The sequence below is a fragment of the Bacillus sp. PK6-16 genome, assembly GCF_056530295.1.
The window spans coordinates 2332480-2351485 of sequence record NZ_CP096511.1; the positions used below are offsets into that span (position 1 = coordinate 2332480).

Annotated in this window: 15 protein-coding genes and 2 pseudogenes; 8 read left to right on the forward strand and 9 right to left on the reverse strand. The window is 35.6% G+C overall.

Annotated elements, in window-relative coordinates; all coding sequences use genetic code 11:
* Position 1: 1 nt before the first annotated feature.
* Positions 2-1081 (forward strand): Ger(x)C family spore germination protein, encoded by a 1080-nt coding sequence (locus M1D66_RS11925; RefSeq protein WP_049108380.1) that lies wholly within the window; start codon positions 2-4, stop codon positions 1079-1081.
* 408 nt (positions 1082-1489) lie between these two features.
* On the opposite strand, the pseudogene M1D66_RS11930 reads toward M1D66_RS11925, so the two are convergent.
* From M1D66_RS11930 to ansR, 3 genes and pseudogenes are all read right to left on the reverse strand, one after another.
* Positions 1490-1576, reverse strand: a pseudogene (locus M1D66_RS11930) (IS3 family transposase); the annotation flags it as partial.
* Between the two features lie 103 nt (positions 1577-1679).
* Positions 1680-1895: pseudogene (locus M1D66_RS11935) on the reverse strand (DUF1304 domain-containing protein); the annotation flags it as partial.
* Positions 1896-1952: 57 nt separating this feature from the next.
* Positions 1953-2330 (reverse strand): HTH-type transcriptional regulator AnsR, encoded by a 378-nt coding sequence (gene ansR, locus M1D66_RS11940; protein WP_000893569.1) that lies wholly within the window; start codon positions 2328-2330, stop codon positions 1953-1955.
* A gap of 184 nt (positions 2331-2514) precedes the next feature.
* Between ansR and ansA the strand changes: the two genes are divergently transcribed.
* Positions 2515-3519 (forward strand): asparaginase, encoded by a 1005-nt coding sequence (ansA, locus tag M1D66_RS11945; RefSeq protein WP_086384987.1) that lies wholly within the window; start codon positions 2515-2517, stop codon positions 3517-3519.
* A 53-nt stretch (positions 3520-3572) separates the two neighbouring features.
* On the forward strand, positions 3573-5003 hold the full coding sequence (aspA, locus tag M1D66_RS11950) for an aspartate ammonia-lyase (RefSeq protein ID WP_001251924.1): 1431 nt from the start codon (positions 3573-3575) through the stop codon (positions 5001-5003).
* 261 nt (positions 5004-5264) lie between these two features.
* Here aspA and M1D66_RS11955 read toward each other — a convergent pair whose 3' ends face one another.
* Entirely contained in the window at positions 5265-6119 is an 855-nt protein-coding gene (locus M1D66_RS11955) for a manganese catalase family protein (protein WP_153595729.1), read from the reverse strand.
* A gap of 233 nt (positions 6120-6352) precedes the next feature.
* Positions 6353-7486, reverse strand: a complete 1134-nt coding sequence (locus M1D66_RS11960; protein WP_000649085.1) for a zinc-dependent alcohol dehydrogenase — start codon at positions 7484-7486, stop codon at positions 6353-6355.
* 265 nt (positions 7487-7751) lie between these two features.
* Here M1D66_RS11960 and sasP point away from each other — a divergent pair, with 265 nt between their 5' ends.
* On the forward strand, positions 7752-7964 hold the full coding sequence (gene sasP, locus M1D66_RS11965) for a small acid-soluble spore protein, SasP family (protein WP_086384916.1): 213 nt from the start codon (positions 7752-7754) through the stop codon (positions 7962-7964).
* A gap of 294 nt (positions 7965-8258) precedes the next feature.
* Positions 8259-8774 carry a DUF3231 family protein gene (locus M1D66_RS11970; protein WP_000512122.1) on the forward strand — a complete coding sequence of 172 codons (516 nt, stop codon included), beginning with the start codon at positions 8259-8261 and terminating at the stop codon, positions 8772-8774.
* 41 nt (positions 8775-8815) lie between these two features.
* Here M1D66_RS11970 and M1D66_RS11975 read toward each other — a convergent pair whose 3' ends face one another.
* Entirely contained in the window at positions 8816-9292 is a 477-nt protein-coding gene (locus tag M1D66_RS11975) for a YndM family protein (RefSeq protein WP_242555151.1), read from the reverse strand.
* A gap of 312 nt (positions 9293-9604) precedes the next feature.
* Positions 9605-10462 carry an MBL fold metallo-hydrolase gene (locus tag M1D66_RS11980; RefSeq protein ID WP_242555152.1) on the reverse strand — a complete coding sequence of 286 codons (858 nt, stop codon included), beginning with the start codon at positions 10460-10462 and terminating at the stop codon, positions 9605-9607.
* Between the two features lie 487 nt (positions 10463-10949).
* Between M1D66_RS11980 and ppsA the strand changes: the two genes are divergently transcribed.
* The gene (ppsA, locus tag M1D66_RS11985) at positions 10950-13556 is read left to right on the forward strand and encodes a phosphoenolpyruvate synthase (RefSeq protein ID WP_242555153.1); all 2607 of its coding nucleotides are present in this window, start codon (positions 10950-10952) and stop codon (positions 13554-13556) included.
* Between the two features lie 242 nt (positions 13557-13798).
* Positions 13799-16186, forward strand: coding sequence for an immune inhibitor A domain-containing protein (locus tag M1D66_RS11990; RefSeq protein WP_000728995.1), 2388 nt, complete (start codon positions 13799-13801; stop codon positions 16184-16186).
* Between the two features lie 103 nt (positions 16187-16289).
* Here M1D66_RS11990 and M1D66_RS11995 read toward each other — a convergent pair whose 3' ends face one another.
* Positions 16290-16907, reverse strand: a complete 618-nt coding sequence (locus M1D66_RS11995; RefSeq protein ID WP_001205505.1) for a TetR/AcrR family transcriptional regulator — start codon at positions 16905-16907, stop codon at positions 16290-16292.
* Positions 16908-17078: 171 nt separating this feature from the next.
* Here M1D66_RS11995 and M1D66_RS12000 point away from each other — a divergent pair, with 171 nt between their 5' ends.
* Positions 17079-18260 (forward strand): YhgE/Pip domain-containing protein, encoded by a 1182-nt coding sequence (locus M1D66_RS12000; RefSeq protein WP_086384925.1) that lies wholly within the window; start codon positions 17079-17081, stop codon positions 18258-18260.
* 105 nt (positions 18261-18365) lie between these two features.
* On the opposite strand, the gene M1D66_RS12005 is transcribed toward M1D66_RS12000, so the two are convergent.
* Entirely contained in the window at positions 18366-18872 is a 507-nt protein-coding gene (locus M1D66_RS12005) for a GNAT family N-acetyltransferase (RefSeq protein ID WP_001139524.1), read from the reverse strand.
* Positions 18873-19006 lie beyond the last annotated feature (134 nt).

A 19006-nucleotide genomic window follows, 5' to 3' on the forward strand; every position in this document is an offset into this window, starting at 1 on the left:
CATGAAGCGATGGATACTTTTCCTTATAGTAAGTGTCTTCTTAATAGGTTGTGCTAAAACGAAAATTGTGGATGACATTGACTTAGTTCAAGTTGCGGCATATGATACCGAAGCAAAAGGTAAGCTAAAAGGAACCTTTGCGATTTCAGCTTATAAAGGAGGCGGGGAAGGTGAAACGAAAATCTATTCAGCATCAGGCCAGACTGGTAGAGAAGTTCTTGCAAGAGCATCCGAAAAGTCTTCTGGACCTCTAGAGTTGGGGCAATTGCGTGTTATTATATTTAATGAAAAAATAATTGAAAAGGGAATGCAGGAAATTTTAGAGACTTTGAATCGAAATCCTAGTGTAGGAAATGCAATTTATTTAGCAATTACAAATGTAAAAGGGGAATCATTATTAAAGGGGAACTATTCTAAAGAAAAAGAAATTGCTTCCTATCTATCCTCTTTACTGGAGCAAAATATGGATAATGGAACGCAGCCAAAAACAAATTTTTTTATGTTTTTAAACCAACTTAATGATGATGCGAGAGATTCATATTTACCGATAATATCTAAAAAAGGTAATGTGTTGGAGTTAGATGGAATAGCACTTTTTAAAAGATGTAAAATGGTTGATAAAGTAAACCCTAAAGATTTATTTGTATTTAAATTGTTGACAGATAATTTTAAACAAGGTACATACCAATTCAAACTACCTGGTTCCTCAAATACTTACGCCACGATAGAGAATATAAAAGCTAGAACAAAATATAAGATGGAGGGGAATAGTAAGCATCCATTCGTAAATGCTCATATTCAAGTTAAAGCTGAAATTCAAGAATTTACAAAAACAAAAAATCTAGATAATCCTAAAGAAATAAAAAAATTAGAAAAAATTATGGAAAAAGAAATAGAAAAAAAAGCAACTACATTGATAAAGAGATTTATTAAAAAAGACACAGATCCTATAGGACTTAGAAAGCTTGGTAGAACTCACGTAAGAAAATGGAACAGTCAAGAATGGGAAGAATCCTATAAACATTTACGTTTTCGTGTAACAGCTGATGTAAAAGTAACCCAATCTGGTGTTACAGAATAAATAAATCAAATAAGATATAGGAAATTTTAATAAAAAATATAGTCTCGCAGGAGATTAGGGAGAAGAGAAACGATTAACAAAGCATTTCATAAACATTAAGATGCTTTGTTAATCGTTTTTATACCTATAGCTTTATCACTTACAGTAATCATAATTATAATAAAAGAACACCGAAACAAATTCCCGATACCACATAATTATAAGAGGACAATTAAGCATCAAGATATAATGTATGCTTTATCTGGAAAAAAGAATTTAAGTACGTCAAGGTTAAGCACTTAACTTTAAAGTAGTAAATTTGTTGCTTGTAGCAATTCAACTAGAATGTGCCCCCCGAAATTTAGAAAGATCGGTTTATTAAGTAGCCTCTAGGGAATGAGCCTAGTACAATACTGGATTCATTTCCTTTTATTTTTCCTTGATTCTTTCATGATTATAGTATTTTATATACTTTGCTAATTCTTGTTTAAATTCTGTTATACTTTCAAATTCTTTCGATACAGAAATAGACATACAAAAACGCCATTCTTTCTTATAAATCTACAGAAAGAATGGCGTATTCTTCAAAAGTGAGTTCCTTTATTGAAAAGTTTTAGTTCTATATGAAAGATAAAAGGGCAAGCAACGCTAAAATAGCGAGAAATCCTTGTTTCATGATAATTGATTTATTGGATGTGAAACCTCCGAAAATAGCTGCTACCACTATACAAATGATGAAAAATAATTGAATCATATAACCAATGGGATTGTTTCCAAGTATAAGTCCCCGAATGAGGCCAGCTGCTAAGAATTCATTATATAAACCGTTTGCAAATTAATTGTCTAAGTATTTCTAAGTTTAAAGAGTACAGTGTCTTCGTTTTTTATTGAATCAACTTTTACATGTTGGTTCAATATTTTCTATTCTCTTGGAACTTAGTTCTCGTTTACTTCTCACAAAAGCAATAAAATCTATTATCTCTTCTGTTGACAGTGCTTCTCCATCTATTAAAAGTGTTGGATCTGGATCGTTTAGGAGTCTTGTAATATCAATTACATCTTTGTTTTGATGTGAATGTTCAATTCGGCCTAATATATAATCTACAGATGTATCAAATAAATCGGCTATTTTTGATAAAGATTGTAATGAAGGTAATCTATAACCATTTTCATACCCGGCATAGGTGCTTTTCGCAATCCCAAGTCGATCTGCTGTCTCTTGTAAGGACCATTTTTGATTTTTTCTTAATTTAGATAAACGTTCCAGCATTCGTCTCATACCCCATCTAATTTTATTAAATTAATTATAACATAGAAAAAGAATCAAGAATAGAAAAAAAGTACGCGTATTGAATACAAAATCTTGATTAATTCAAATTAAGTTCTATAATGATAAATATAAATACGCATTACGCGAACGCTATATCGTTGTTTATTTTATGGAGGGGTTGTGTATGAAGAAAATTTTATTACTTGCAACTGGTGGGACAATTGCATCTGTGGAGGGGAATGAGGGGCTTGTTCCAGGATTGTCCGCTGAGGAATTATTGAATTATTTTTCGAAGTCTTCTCGAAACTTAGAAATAGATTGCAAAATCTTAATGAATATTGATAGTACCAATATGCAACCTGAGCACTGGAAAGAAATAGCTAATGCTGTTTTTAATCACTATGATGACTATGACGGGTTTGTGATTACACATGGAACGGATACGTTAGCTTATACATCTTCTGCGTTATCTTATATGCTGCAAGGTTTAAGAAAACCAGTTGTTTTAACAGGTTCACAAGTACCTATTAGTTTTAAAAAGACAGACGCAAAGAAAAATGTAGCTGATGCTCTTAGGTTTGCCTGTGAGGATGTTGGCGGTGTGTTTATTGTTTTTGATAGTAGGGTGATTATTGGGACGAGAGCAGTTAAAATGCGAACAAAAAGTTATGATGCATTTGAAAGTGTGAATTATCCATATGTTGCTGAGGTAAATGAAGATGAAGTGAAATATCATTGGAAGCCGACTTCCTCACATAGTGAACTTTCAATAAATACTAATTTATGTACGGATGTTTTTCTTATGAAATTGTATCCAGGTACAAAGCCTGAGGTATTTGATTGTTTAAAAGATTTGTATAAAGGGATTATTATTGAAAGTTTTGGAAACGGTGGATTACCTTTTGAAGGAAGGAACTTGCTTTCGAAAATTCAAGAGTTGACTGAAATGGGAATTGCTGTAGTGATTACTACTCAATGCCTGGAAGAAGGAGAAGACATACTTCTCTATGAAGTAGGACGGAAAGTGGCGCAACATCAAGTAATATTGTCTGGAGATATGAATACGGAAGCCATCATAGCAAAATTGATGTGGGCGCTTGGGAAAACTAATAAATTAGAAGAGATTAAAAAAATTATTGAAGAGCCTTTAGCCTACGATTTAACAATAGAATCTGATAAGGATTGGTAATGACTTCATATGATTTATTTAGGTTTTACATTTAATATGGGGGAGAAATTAAAATGGCAATGACAAACAAGAACGTGCGAGTGGAGAATGATTTTTTGGGAGGAAAGGAATTACCTATTGAGGCATATTACGGAATTCAGACTTTACGCGCTGTTGAAAATTTCCCGATTACAGGGTATAAAATTCATGAAAGTTTAATTAGAGCGTTCGCAATTGTAAAAAAAGCAGCAGCGCTTGCGAATACAGATGTAGGAAGATTGGAATTGAACAAGGGCGGCGCAATCGCAGAAGCTGCTCAAGAAATTCTTGATGGAAAATGGCATGATCATTTCATCGTAGATCCAATCCAAGGCGGAGCGGGTACTTCAATGAACATGAATGCAAATGAAGTCATTGCCAATCGTGCGCTTGAATTATTAGGGATGGAAAAGGGAGACTATCATTATATTAGTCCAAATAGTCATGTAAACATGGCGCAATCAACAAACGATGCATTCCCAACGGCGATTCATATCGCAACGTTAAATGCATTAGAAGGCTTATTACAAACGATGGGTTATATGCATGATGTATTTGAATTAAAAGCAGAACAGTTTGACCATGTTATTAAAATGGGTCGTACACATTTACAAGATGCGGTGCCAATCCGTCTTGGACAAGAATTTAAAGCATACTCTCGCGTACTTGAACGTGATATGAAACGAATTCAACAATCGCGTCAACATTTATATGAAGTAAATATGGGGGCAACTGCAGTTGGTACAGGCTTAAATGCAGATCCAGAATATATTGAAGCAGTTGTAAAACATTTAGCTGCAATTAGTGAATTACCGCTTGTTGGTGCAGAAGATTTAGTAGATGCGACACAAAATACGGATGCTTATACTGAAGTATCTGCAGCGCTTAAAGTATGTATGATGAATATGTCTAAAATTGCAAATGACCTTCGCTTAATGGCATCAGGTCCACGTGTTGGTTTAGCAGAAATTATGTTACCAGCTCGTCAACCAGGTTCATCTATTATGCCAGGGAAAGTAAACCCTGTTATGCCAGAGGTAATTAATCAAATTGCGTTCCAAGTAATAGGTAATGATCATACAATTTGCCTTGCTTCAGAAGCAGGACAATTAGAATTAAACGTGATGGAACCAGTACTTGTTTTCAACTTACTGCAATCGATTAGCATTATGAATAACGGTTTCCGTGCCTTTACAGATAATTGCTTAAAAGGAATTGAAGCGAATGAAGATCGCTTAAAAGAGTATGTTGAGAAAAGTGTAGGAATTATTACAGCCGTGAACCCTCATATCGGTTATGAAGCAGCAGCTCGCGTTGCGAAAGAAGCAATCGCGACAGGGCAATCCGTTCGAGAACTTTGTGTGAAAAATGGTGTATTGTCACAAGAAGACTTAGAGTTAATTCTAGATCCATTCGAAATGACACATCCAGGGATTGCAGGAGCAACTCTTTTAAAGAAAAATTAAAAGAAGAGGGGGGGACAAGTCCCTCCTCTTTGTTTACAATATAGGGATTTTATACGTGAATAGAGGTAGGGAGATTATAAGTAAGTAACAGTGGCGTTTAATAGTTCATAGAAACAAAATTAAGAGGAGCAGCAATATAATCAACATCACTTTTAAATAAAGAGGATTTATTAAAACATCTTATCATGTTAACAACAAGTTTACATGAATCTTTATAAATAACTATGACCAACCATGAATCAATAGTTGGCCATAATGATCTTAAAGATCCATATCTTTTAATCCGGGACTATGCTCATTTGGCATTTCAGGAAGTTCTGGTACAGGAAAACCTTTTGGCGGGTCCGTTACTGCTAATGTTCCTTTGTTTCTACTTGGTGATTCACCTTGGAATATTTCTCCCATTCTTGTTGAATCTAAGCTAAAATTAAATTGTGCGTTATGGAATCCCATGTCTACATACTTTCTGCACTCTGGGTATTTATTAATATCATAGTTCGGCACAGGGAAGAGTTTCCCCCATTCAACACCCAATGTCTCTAAAGCCTTTGCGAAAGCATTTTGATGTGCATTATCACGTACAATTAAAAATGCAAGTGTTTCTCTAAAAGTTTGATTGGAACTCATTTCATAAATTCTAGTTTTTTGAAGTACACCTGTAGATTCAAGTACAACGTTATCTAATAAATCGCTAATTAAATTCCCATGGCTATATACCCAAGATCCATTCCATGGGTTGCCAGCTGCATCAACGGGCAATGAACTTTGAGCACCTACAATAAAGTGATGAGGATTGGCATGTTTAACCGCTTCATCAAGTGGTGCTGTGTCAACACCTGCATTTCCTGGTGTAGGTTCACCAGATCCAGTTAATAGTTGATTAATTGTATGTTGTACAAGTTCTACATGGCTTATTTCTTCTAAAAAAACACCTCGAAGTAAATCACGATATTGCTTCTCTTTTCCTCTAAAATTTGAGCTTTGGAAGAAGTATTGCATCATTGTACGCATTTCGCCATAATGCCCACCTAATATTTCTTGTAAAACTTTTGCGGCAGCTGGATCTGGCTTGTCCGGCTTGATAATATTAATCAGTTCTTCTTTATAATAAAACATGAAGTACACCTCTTTTAAGTTAGTTAACATTGTTATCGTGTCCGCTATTTGGTTACTTAATACTTTAATTCATGTTTTTACCAATTATTTATTACCTCAAAATGCAAAGTTTTTGAAAATAACTATTTTAGATGTGAGATGAAAATAGGGGATAGATACTTAGCATTTAATAAAAAAAGATAAGATTACGAAATGTAATCTTATCTTTTCATTAAGAATAATGAATTGTAGCTTCAAGGCTTCAGAATGACTTTTATACAATCATCTTCACGATTATTAAAAATTTGATAACCGTAGCTCGCTTCTTCAAGGGGGATTTTGTGTGTAATAATTTCTTTTGGATCAAATTCTTTATTTGTTATTTTTTCAAATAGTTCCGGCATAAAATGAATGACAGGTGCTTGTCCCATTTTAAGATTAATATTTCTAACCCAAAATGCCCCGAGTGGAAATGCATTATAATTGCCACCATAAACGCCAGTCATTTGAACCGTTCCATATTTCCTTACGGCTTTCGTAGCGATTTGAATAGGGCCGAGAGTTCCGCCTTGTAGTTTCAATTTTTGTTCCAGAAATTCTAGAGGCGATTTTTTTCCATCCATTCCCACGCAATCAATGACTACATCGGCACCGCCATGTGTAATTTCCTTTAAATGTTCTCCCATATCTGGAAATTTTGTAAACTCAAATACCTCAACATTGTTAATCTTTTTTGCATAATTCATCCGATAATCTAAGTAATCCACTGCAATTACACGTTTAGCACCTTGCATCCAAGCGAATTTTTGTGTCATTAATCCAACAGGTCCACAACCAAGGACGATAACAGTATCACCTGGCTTAACGCCTGCGTTTATTACACTCCAATAGGCTGTTGGTAAAACATCTGATAGAAATAGTAGGGATTCATCTTCAAGTTCGCATGATTCTGGTATAACAAATGGAGTAAAATTACCAAATGGAACTTTTAAATATTCTGCTTGTCCTCCTGGATGATTACCAAATTTCTCTGTATAACCAAAGTATCCACCAGAATCGTAATGAGGGTTTGAGTTATCACATTGACTTTCCATTTCATGTTGGCAATAGAAACAATGTCCACAAGAAACGTTGAAGGGGATGACAACACGATCGCCTTTTTTCACTTTAGTGACATCTGGCCCGACTTCTTCAACGATTCCCATTGGTTCATGGCCGATAATGTATCCTTGAGGTAAGGGCATGTTGCCTTGATATAGATGTAAATCAGAACCGCAAATAGCGGTTGAAGTAATTTTTACAATAATATCATCTTTTTTCTCTAATTTTGCATCATCCACTTGTTTAACCTGTACTTGGTTTGGTCCTTGATAGGTTACAGCTTTCATCTCATATCTCCTTTTGAATTATGTCTCAAAACATAATTTTATTTAATCTCTTGGTGAAATAGAAATCTTTCTTTTATTTACTGAAGGGAATTAGAAAGTATACATAGTGTTGTTATGAAAGTATGTTATATCAGTTATTCTTTCTTATATGTTTTGCCCTACTTTAAGAAAAAAATCAATTTTTATTCATAATCTAATTTCCATAAAAAGGATAATTATTATTTCATAATTTGTAGCATATTAAAAACATCGGAGGTGAAACAATATGGGAAAAAATAATAGTGGAAGTCGTAATGAAGTATTAGTTCGAGGCGCTGAACAAGCTCTTGATCAAATGAAATATGAAATTGCACAAGAGTTTGGTGTACAACTTGGTGCAGATACAACAGCTCGTGCAAACGGATCTGTTGGTGGTGAAATTACAAAACGTTTAGTAGCAATGGCAGAACAACAACTTGGTGGTAGAGCTAACCGCTAAGTAAATTAGCTTAAAATATAGCAAATATGTAAATCAATTTCTTTTGTGTATTCATAAAAATAAAAAACCTTATATTAAACAGATTCTCACTCAAAGATTATTGATAATCTTCTTTCATAATCTTTGAGTATTTAATTTGTAAACTACTTTCCTAAACAATAAACACGCAGTGTTGGAAAGGTGTTTTCCATGCATAGTAGAAAATCTTTTGCAGGAAAAAGCATACTTAAAAATTTGATTTCAATATTGAAATCAATATTTATTATGATATTTTCGAAAGGTAGGAATTTAAAAATGGGTATATTAAGTGGAAATCCTCAAAATGAACCTTTACATTACGGAGAAGTATTTGACATTTGGAGTTATCTTCTTGCTGCACAGGGTGCAATTGCAAGCCATCAAGTATTTATGAATCACACAGGTGACGAAGATTTGAAGAAGTTTTTAGAAGGCTTAATTGAAAATGATATGAATTCGGAGATAGAAGAATTAAAGGCACTTTTAAAAGTTAATGGGGTCGCTTTACCGCCAGCGCCTCCAGAACGTCCAGTTGCATCTATTGAAGACATTCCTCCGGGAGCGCGTATTAATGATGTTGAAATTGCTGCAGCTGTTTCTACAGGATTAGCAGCTGGACTTGTGACATGTAGTCAAGTAATGGGAAAATGTCTTCGAGAAGATGTAGGTATGCTATTCGGACAATTTCATATGAAAAAAGCGCAGGCAGGTGTAACTCTGCTACGTTTAAGTAAGAAAAAGGGATGGGTAGTTCCACCTCCATTACATGTAAGAAATTCTGACCAAGCGTAATAAATAAAAATAAAAATAAAAAAGTGGCGTTGGCCACTTTTTTATTTTTTAGGTGTATCCTCAAGCTTGGACTTATTTATTGTGGAAGAATCCATATATTCATCTGATATCTCCATAGCGTATTTATCATGGTGAATATGATTATGTTCTCTTAATTCATTGTCATTACGCAGTACTAACTTCTGCATATAAATATGGAAGAAAACTTCTATTCCGCCAATAATTAAAGCAGCTAAAAATGAAGTAAATCCAATATTATGAGTAGCATCTAAATTAGTAAACAAGGATGTTAATAACCAAATTCCAAAGAAGCTTAAACCGAAATCTGCCATTGTAGCAATCGCATTTCCGTATTTAGGTAAAATGAAGAGATCTCCGATTAAATAGGCAGTTCCAGTAAGGAAAAGAGAAATTAATAATACTCTAGGAATTGAAATACCTTGAAAGATACTGAGCATGATTAGCAATACTGCAGTTATCGCTGTGTATTTAATTAATAAGGCAACAATATGTTTCATTATTTTCCTCCATTGTTTAAATGTATATGGAATACAATATTTCATTAAAAACGGATTATGCTTTTATATAGCGTAACCCGTTTTAATCACCCTTTAATGGTAAGAAGTACAACCTGGGTAAGAAGCAGGCTTATACTATGGATAGTATTTGCGGAATATCGAGCTTTATTCATAAAGGGTAGTTCCATTCTTATAATAGAGATGTTGCCTAAGTACAGTGTTTTTTCATATTAAACTTAATATTCTTTGTTGTTTTGATTTTGCATTATACTTTGATTCATTAATATAAAAATAAACAAAGTATTTCCGCGTTTAATGCATCTTTTTATCTATATATTTTCCGTAATCAGGTACAGCAATTTTATCAAATTCTTGAACGAGTGTTTTGAGGCTTGTTGATAGCAATTCACCCGACATCGGTATCCCATGTCCAGTAACAGCGGTTAGAGGCTTTAACTTTTCTAGCTTAATAACTGACTCTTTAGCGGCTTTCCAGTTTGTTGTTAAATAGCGAGGCGGACCGCTTATTTCTTGTTCTTGAGTTATTACTTTATATAGATACTCCTGTTTCACTGTAACAAAAGCGTCCCCAGCAATTAAAGTTCGGTCTTTTTCTCGGAATAATGAAATATGCCCTGGAGTATGTCCTGGTGTATGAGTCCATCTAAACTCTGGCATATGGGGAACAGTTCCATCGATAGGTAGCGCTTTTACGTTATTTCCTAAGTCAATTGGTTCGTTTGGGAACAGAGGAGACATTTTCGCTACCATACCACCTTCAACTGTAGGGTCTGGTTCTGGATAGCTTTGTTGTCCGGTCAGGAACGGTAGCTCCATTTGATGTGCATAGACGGGAACATCCCAATGCTTGATGAGTTCAATTATCCCCCCAACATGATCAAAATGACCGTGAGTTAAAATAATTGCTTTTGGGCGACTATTGGTACCAAATCGATCCTCAGCGATAGAGATAATTTCATTTGCACATTTAGGCATTCCAGCATCAACTAAAACAAAATCATTGGTATGCGGATTTCCAACAAAGCATATATTGACAATTTGAATCGTGTAACAAAATAAATCAGGCAATACTTCGATGCCGTGACCACTTTCAATTGAAGTTGCTGGAATAAACTTGTAATCACTTCCATAATTCATTTCATTGTCCAATTTTTCTCCCCCTTAATATATTTTAATACGACATTATAGTTCCCTAATCTTGAAAATTCATTTTGGCGAATTTGAGAAAAGAATTAATGTGGGATTAAAAACAATAATTTAGTCCTAGAATTAAGAGGGATTCATATCAATTTATATAAAGTGCAAACAAAAAATATTGCTTTTAAAGTCACAGATTCTACTATTTTTGAGGCGAATTTATGGCTTAATAAAAGATTTATAAAGATATTCCAATATGGATTTATATAAAAAAGACATAACAAAGGTCGATAGAAATCCATTATGTCTAATGATTGCTTTTCATAATCAAAGAATGTTTAAGTTTGGTGATGTAATTGAAGTGAATTAGAGGGGAAATAGAAGTGATAATCTCTTCCTAACTTAATTATATCATGTAATTTACGTTCGAAATAGACTGTTTCTTCTCATTTACTACTGTTACAATCAAGAACACATGAATAGTAAGGAGAGGTGCCAAATGAGTTCTTTCGTTCTCGATTTTCAGGAAATAGAAAAAACGCAGCTTTTTCTCGTTGGTGGAAAAGGATTGAATTTAGGGGAGTTATCCAATATTCAAGGGATACAAGTGCCAGAAGGATTTTGTGTTACAACGGTAGGGTATGAACAGGCCATCGGAAAAAATGGAGCATTTCAAACTTTGTTGAATCAATTAACAATGTTAAAAATTGAGGAACGAGATCGAATTGGTGAAATTAGTAAGCAGATTAGAGAAGTCATTATGGCGGTGGAAATTCCAGTTGATGTAGTGGAATCAGTAGCTCATTATCTCTCGCACTTTGGCGATAAACATGCGTATGCAGTGCGGTCTAGTGCTACTGCTGAAGATTTACCGTATGCCTCGTTTGCTGGTCAACAAGATACGTATTTAAATATTATTGGAAAAGAAAACATTTTGCAGCATATAAAAAAATGCTGGGCTTCTTTATATACAGATCGAGCAGTTATATACCGAATGCAAAACGGTTTTGATCATAATCAAGTTTCTATATGTGTTGTCGTTCAAAAAATGGTTTTCCCTGAAGCTTCAGGGATTTTATTTACTGCGGATCCAATTACTTCGAATAGGAAGGTGTTATCAATCGATGCCAGCTTTGGACTTGGCGAGGCGCTAGTATCTGGATTGGTTTCTGCCGATAATTATAAGGTAAAAGAAGACGAAATCGTCGAAAAGGTCATCGCAACGAAAAAATTAGCCATCTATGGACGAAAAGAAGGCGGAACAGAGAGAAAGAAAATTGCTCCTAATCAGCAAAAAATTCAAACACTTACTGAACAACAGATTTTACAACTAGCACGCATCGGAAGACAAATCGAAGCTTATTTTGGTTGTCCGCAAGATATTGAATGGTGCTTAGTTGATGATACAATTTATATAGTCCAAAGCAGACCGATTACGACTTTATATCCAATTCCAGAAGTAAATGATGGGAAAAATCACGTGTATATATCAGTTGGTCACCAACAAATGATGACCGATGCGATGAAACCATTAGGTTTATCTTTTTTCCTGTTAACGACTAGTGCACCTATGTGTAAAGCTGGAGGCAGGCTATTTGTTGATGCTACGCAAAGACTAGCTTCACCTGCTAGTAGAGATTACTTAATAAACACTTTAGGTAAATCGGATCCGCTCATACGAGATGCATTAACGACTGTAATTGAGCGAAAGAATTTTATTGAATTGTTATCGGATGATGAAAAAGAAAAGGATCTTAGTAAAAAAGTGCCACCTGCAAGTTCGCAACCACAACCTGAAAACGATCCGGAAATCGTTACGAATTTAATAAAGAATAGTGAATCATCAATAGAAGAGTTAAAACGAAACATGCAAACGAAATCAGGCGTAGATGTACTTGATTTTATTTTAGAAGACATTCAGCAATTAAAGAAAGTATTATTTAACTCGCAAAGTATAGCTATCATTATGGCAGGTATGAATGCTTCATCATGGATTAATGAAAAGATGGAACAATGGTTAGGGGAAAAGAATGCAGCAGATGTACTTTCACAATCTGTACAACATAATATTACATCAGAAATGGGGCTAGCGTTATTGGATGTGGCAGATGTGATTCGGCCGTATCCAGAAGTCATTACGTATTTACAGCATGTAGAAGATGACAGCTTTTTAGATGAATTAATTCCGTTTAAAGGCGGGGAAAAAGTTCGGGATGCAATCGGGGCGTTTCTAAGCAAATATGGAATGAGATGCAGCGGAGAAATCGACATTACGAAAACGCGCTGGAGTGAACAGCCAGCTACAATTATACCGATGATTTTGAATCATATAAGGGACTTTGAATATGGTGCTAGTAAACGGAAGTTTGAAGAAGGGCTGCAGGAAGCTTTGAAAAAAGAAGAAGAGCTGTTAGAGCGATTGCAGCACTTGCCGGATGGGGAACAAAAAGTAGAAGAGACGAAGAGAATGATTTGTAACCTCCGCAATTTCATCGGTTATCGTGAATATCCGAAATACGGCATGATTCATCGTTATTTCATATATAAGCAGGCATTACTGAAAGAAGCAGAGAAACTTGTGCAAAATAATGTTCTGGATGAAATAGAAGATATATACTATCTAACTTTTGAAGAACTTTACGAAGTCGTCCGCACAAATAAACTAGATTATAAGATTATTCATAAACAAAAAAATGCGTACAAATTATATGAAAAACTAACACCCCCGCGTGTTATCACGTCTGATGGAGAAATCATTACAGGTAAGTACAAACGCGAAAATCTCCCAGCTGAAGCTATTGTAGGTTTGCCTGTTTCTTCTGGAGTGGTTGAGGGGAGAGCACGCGTTATTTTAAATATGGAAGACGCGAATTTGGAAGAGGGAGATATATTAGTTACGGCATTTACTGATCCTGGCTGGACACCTTTGTTTGTTTCTATAAAAGGGTTAGTCACTGAAGTCGGCGGGCTTATGACGCACGGAGCAGTAATCGCACGTGAGTATGGCCTACCAGCAGTTGTTGGAGTAGAGAACGCTACGAAACTAATAAAAGACGGGCAACGAATTCGGGTACATGGAACAGAAGGATATATTGAAGTGTTGTAGTTGTATTTTAGATAAATAAAGAAATCGTCCACTAAATATAGTGGACGATTTCTTTATGATTTTAATAGTTTTATCAACTTTCATCAATATTTTCTGGAATATTGATGAATCAGAATGTATGTTCATCTAAAATAAAGGATTTTTTCAAAAATATTACAAATTCAGACGATATATTGATTATTATCTGAATTTTCTGTAATATATAAACGTTGTATCGTATTTAATATTGGGGAGGAATGGGGATGAAGAAAAAGCCTTTTAAAGTGCTGTCTACGCTTGCGGCGGCAGCTGTGCTTAGTTGCACGTTTGGGTATGGGGGTCAATCTGTTTATGCGGCAACATCGTCTAATGGGGAAACTTTAAGTCCGATTGATGAAAATTTAATTCAAGAGGAGCGTTTAGCAGATGCGCTCAAGAAACGCGGTGTAATTAGTGAATCTACGTCGAAAGAAGACACATTAAAAGCTGTTGAAAAATACGTAGAGAAGAAAAAAGGAGAAAATGCGGGAAAAGAACCAGCAGCGGGGGATAGTGTTACGAGAGAAGCTGCTGACTTTTTGAAAAAAGTTAAAGATGCAAAAGCAGGTGAGAAAGAAAAAGCAGATCAACCTGCTAGTGGTCCAGTAGCGGGACAAGAGCCGGTTAAAGGGGGATTAAACGGCCAAGTACCAACTACTTCAGCGAAGCAAAAACAATATAACGGTGATGTTCGTAAAGATAAAGTTCTCGTATTGCTAGTAGAGTTTGCGGACTTTAAGCATAACAATATTGATCAAGTACCAGGTTATATGTATTCAAATGATTTTAATCCAGAACATTATCAAAAAATGTTATTTGGTAATGAGCCATTTACACTCTTTGATGGTTCAAAAGTACCAACATTTAAACAATATTATGAAGAGCAATCTGGTGGTAGTTATACAGTAGATGGCACAGTAACAAAGTGGTTGACAGTTCCTGGTAATGCGGCAGATTATGGCGCAGATGCAGGAGATGGCGGTCATGATAATATGGGACCAAAAGGACCTCGTGATTTTGTAAAAGAGGCATTAAATGCGGCTGTAGAAAGTGGTATTGATTTATCTGAATTTGACGAATACGATCAATATGACAATAATGGTGATGGCAATAAAAATGAACCAGATGGTCTGATTGATCACTTAATGGTCATTCACGCTGGAGTTGGGCAAGATGGGGGCGGTGGTAGACTAGGTGATGATGCAATTTGGTCACATCGTTGGCACCTTGGAACACCATATCCAATTGAAGGAACAAAAGCAAAAGTTGATAACTGGGGCGGTAAGATGGCAGCATACGACTACACAATTGAGCCAGAAGACGGAGCGGTTGGTGTATTCGCACATGAATTTGGTCATGATTTAGGTCTTCCAGATGAGTATGATACGAAGTACACAGGAGCAGGTGAGCCAATTAACTCCTGGTCTGTTATGAGTGGCGGTAGCTGGGCTGGTAAAATTGCAGGAACAACGCCACCGAGTTTCTCTCCGCAAAACAAAGAGTTCTTTCAAAAGAACATGGGTGGAAACTGGGCCAATATTGTAGAGGTTGACTATAATAAATTAAATAGTGGTATTGGCTATGCGACGTATTTAGATCAAAGTGTAACGAAATCAAATCGTCCTGGTCTGATTCGTGTTAACTTACCAGATAAAGAGGTAAAAGGTATTCAGCCTGCATTCGGTAAGAAGTACTACTATAGCACAAAAGGTGATAACCTTCATACAACATTAGAAACGCCAGTGTTTGATTTAACAAATGCAACAAATGCGAGGTTTGATTATAAATCAATGTATGAAATTGAAACGGATTATGACTTCCTTGAAGTACATGCAGTGAAAGAAGATGGTACGAAAACGTTAGTGGATCGAATTGGTGAAAAAAATGTGAAAAATGGTCTAGACACAACAGATGGTAAATGGGTAGATAAGTCTTATGACTTAAGCAAATTCAAAGGTCAAAAAGTAAAATTAGTATTCGAATACATTACAGATGGTGGTTTAGCGCCGACCGGTTTTACTTTTGATAATGCTACATTAACTGTAGATGGAAATGTTGTGTTCTCTGATGATGCAGAAGGCGAAACGAAATTTAAATTAAATGGTTTTGTTGTAGCAGACGGTTTTGATAAGAAGAAGCATAACTACTATTTAGAGTGGAGAAACTATGCTGGTGCTGATCAAGCGTTAAAATATAGCAGTGGTGTACCGTATAATACAGGTCTGCTAGTATGGTATGCAGACTCTAGTTTTACAGATAATTGGGTTGGTTTACATCCAGGTGAAGGTTTCTTAGGAGTTGTTGACTCTCACCCAGAGGCAATTGTTGGAACACTAAACGGCAAACCAACTGTTAAAAATAGTACACGATTCCAAATCGCAGATGCTGCGTTCTCCCTTAACCAAACGCCAGCATGGAAAGTGGTATCTCCAACACGTGGAACATATGATTACAAAGGATTACCAGGTGTAACGAAGTTTGATGACTCTAAATTGTATATAAATGATTTAATCCCAGATGCAGGACGTAAATTACCGAAATTTGGATTGAAATTTGAAGTAGTTGGACAAGCAGATGATAATTCTGCAGGTGCAGTTCGTTTATATCGTTAATAATGTAGAAGCTGTTGAAGGGGAGTCCTTTCAATAGCTTTTTTTACAGAAACATAAATTTCAAGTTATTAATAAAATAATAGAAATTACTAAGCAAGCGGGCTTATTTCTTTAAGCCAGCAGCATAAAAAGGTCCATGAACTGCGATTGTTGATAAAAAGCGAGCAATCTCCTCAGGTGTTTCTTTTTGTCCATTATTTAACCATTGTTGGATGACACCTATATGTGCAGATGCCATATAAGAAGTTAAATATTCGCTTGGAACAAGTAAATTCTCCTTATTAATGAGAGGACCATTCGTATCTTCAAATAATGTTTTCCACATAAAGTCTTTCAGTTTTGTTTGGAAAGATAAATCTCCTTTCGGACTTAGTACAGCTCTCATAAAATCACTATTTTCATTTAGAAATTCAAGAATAGAAGTGATAAGTATAAATGGCATTGTTGGAGAAGGATTTGATCCAAGGTCAGCAATAACTTCCGGGAATTTCTGTTTAGCAATGCTAGAAAACTCGTACATAATGTCTTCTTGGCATTTTGTCATTAAATCAAATTTATCTTGATAGTGCGCATAGAAAGTACCGCGATTAATGTTTGCTTTCGTTGTAATATCTTTCACTGTAATGGCGTCAAAACCTTTTTCTTCAATTAGCTCCACCAATGCATTTCGTATGGCAGTTTTCGTACGAACAACACGCAAATCTAAATTATTATCGCGCAAAGCATATCCCTCCTTAATTTTACTCAACACATTTGGAAAATGTGTCTTATAACCAACACATTCACGATTTTTGATTATTGTATAAGGTTCAACTCGAACATATAATTCAAAATATAAATAAACAACACGTTGTTGGTTATTATAGATCAAATTAAGGGAGGAGAAAAGAAAATGTTTAAAAATAAACTTTTATTTTTATCACCAGTTATTGCACTACTTGTTGTTTTTATTTTTTCATTAACGCTATTTCCAACTGTTCAACCGCAGCCGAAAAACTTGCCAATTGCAATTGTAAATGAGGATCAAGGTGTAGAAATTCCAAATCAACCGAAAATGAATATGGGGCAAACGATCGTTGATAACATGAAAAAAACAGCGAAATCAGAGGAAGAACCCGCAGTGAAGTGGGTAGAATTAAAAAATAAAGAAGCCGTTCAAAAGGGATTAAACAATAAAAAGTATTACGCGGCATTAGTCATCCCGAAAGAATTTAGCGCAAAAAAAGCGTCGTTACGAACACCACAGCCATCTTCACCTGAGATAGAAATATATATTAATCAAGGAATGAATACGGCTGCATCAACTATGGCAGGGCAAATATTACAGGCGATTGTTGATAATATGAACAATACTGTTCGTACACAAATATTAGAAGGGTTGAAAGCAAAAGGAGCTACTGTAACAACAGATCAAGCTGAGAAATTAGTAACACCTATTGTAAAGAACGTGAAAAATGTGAATGAGGTCGGCAAAAATAGTGCGAACGGTAACTCACCAATATCATTATTCCAGCCGTTATGGATTGCAAGTTTAGCTAGTGCAGCGATTATTTTTATTGCGATTAGTAAAATGCCAGTAAGCTCAAGAAAAGAAAACTTTCTGTTAAAAGTAAAACAAATCGTAACAGGAGCTATTGCGACACTTGTAATTGGGTTTGGTCTTACATGGATTGCAGATGGGATGGTAGGGTTAAATATTTCGAACTTCACGGATACAGCTCTATTCTTATCCATTACTTCTTTTAGTTTCTTCTTAATGATATCTGCAGTACTATCATTAGTTGGGCTAAAAGGAATCGGTTTATTCGCTTTATTACTATTCTTCGGGGCACCGTTATTATCATTAGCACCTGAGATGTTGTCTCCGTTTTATCAAGACTGGGTTTACTCATGGTTACCAATGAAATTTATGATTGAAGGCCTAAGAGAAATCTTCTTCTTCGGAAAAGGGTTAAGCTGGAATACACCTGTTACTGTACTCGTTTGGATTGGTATAGTAAGTATGGTTACTATATTAGCAACTGCACTCAAACGTAGTGTAGTAAAAGGGCATAAAACAGAATTGAACGCTTAAAAACAAGCCGTTTCACTAATTAGTGAAACGGCTTGTTTGTGATTTTTTCTCAATGTAAATGCCTGATTGTTGAAAAGTGTAGTGTTTAGAATTAAGGCGAAATCTTTAAAGATCGCGTACGTTCCAAACAATCTCACCACGTTTATCATCCCACGTACTGTGATGCCGCTTAAATCCTATCTTTTCTAGTACCCGGAGGGAAGCGATATTCCAAGCACCTACAGTCGACCAAAGTCTTTGGCGCCCAGTAGCAATCGCCGCGTCCAGTACAACAGATGCGGCCTCAGTCGCATAACCTTTACCATGAGCGCTGCGGAACAACTCGTATGCAATCTCCGGCTCTTCAAGTGTGGAACGACCGATAATTAAGCCACAGTACCCAATGAAATCGCCTTCGTCTCTCCTTCGAATAGTGAGAAGGGAAATACCATTTTCGTCTGCCTTCTTGCGCATCTCAATAAGCCGGTTACGAACGGAATCAACGGCTGGAATGTCCACGCCACGTTCGCCAATTAATTTGCTCAGCCAAACGGAATCGGATTCCTCCCACATACTAAGCTCAAGTCTTTCGGTTTTCAGCTGGAAGGCCATAGTTTTAAATAAAGATGGCATAGTGGTACCTCCTAGTTATATGACTGGATTCATAATAGCTTCGCATCTCAACACCACATCTGGTTGGAAACCTGATTCATTCGCGAATTTATAGCAACAGCGTACAAAAAAATAGTGATATTTTATCCGCTATT

What these genes read in the sequence shown, in the direction of transcription:
- sasP (WP_086384916.1), top strand. Translation starts at nt 7,752, where the DNA reads ATGGGAAAAAATAATAGTGGAAGTCGTAATGAAGTATTAGTTCGAGGC.
- ppsA (WP_242555153.1), top strand. Translation starts at nt 10,950, where the DNA reads ATGAGTTCTTTCGTTCTCGATTTTCAGGAAATAGAAAAAACGCAGCTT.
- M1D66_RS12005 (WP_001139524.1), bottom strand. Translation starts at nt 18,872, where the DNA reads ATGCCATCTTTATTTAAAACTATGGCCTTCCAGCTGAAAACCGAAAGA.
- M1D66_RS11960 (WP_000649085.1), bottom strand. Translation starts at nt 7,486, where the DNA reads ATGAAAGCTGTAACCTATCAAGGACCAAACCAAGTACAGGTTAAACAA.
- M1D66_RS11975 (WP_242555151.1), bottom strand. Translation starts at nt 9,292, where the DNA reads ATGAAACATATTGTTGCCTTATTAATTAAATACACAGCGATAACTGCA.
- M1D66_RS11970 (WP_000512122.1), top strand. Translation starts at nt 8,259, where the DNA reads ATGGGTATATTAAGTGGAAATCCTCAAAATGAACCTTTACATTACGGA.
- ansR (WP_000893569.1), bottom strand. Translation starts at nt 2,330, where the DNA reads ATGCTGGAACGTTTATCTAAATTAAGAAAAAATCAAAAATGGTCCTTA.
- M1D66_RS11955 (WP_153595729.1), bottom strand. Translation starts at nt 6,119, where the DNA reads ATGTTTTATTATAAAGAAGAACTGATTAATATTATCAAGCCGGACAAG.
- M1D66_RS11925 (WP_049108380.1), top strand. Translation starts at nt 2, where the DNA reads ATGAAGCGATGGATACTTTTCCTTATAGTAAGTGTCTTCTTAATAGGT.
- M1D66_RS11990 (WP_000728995.1), top strand. Translation starts at nt 13,799, where the DNA reads ATGAAGAAAAAGCCTTTTAAAGTGCTGTCTACGCTTGCGGCGGCAGCT.
- ansA (WP_086384987.1), top strand. Translation starts at nt 2,515, where the DNA reads ATGAAGAAAATTTTATTACTTGCAACTGGTGGGACAATTGCATCTGTG.
- aspA (WP_001251924.1), top strand. Translation starts at nt 3,573, where the DNA reads ATGGCAATGACAAACAAGAACGTGCGAGTGGAGAATGATTTTTTGGGA.
- M1D66_RS12000 (WP_086384925.1), top strand. Translation starts at nt 17,079, where the DNA reads ATGTTTAAAAATAAACTTTTATTTTTATCACCAGTTATTGCACTACTT.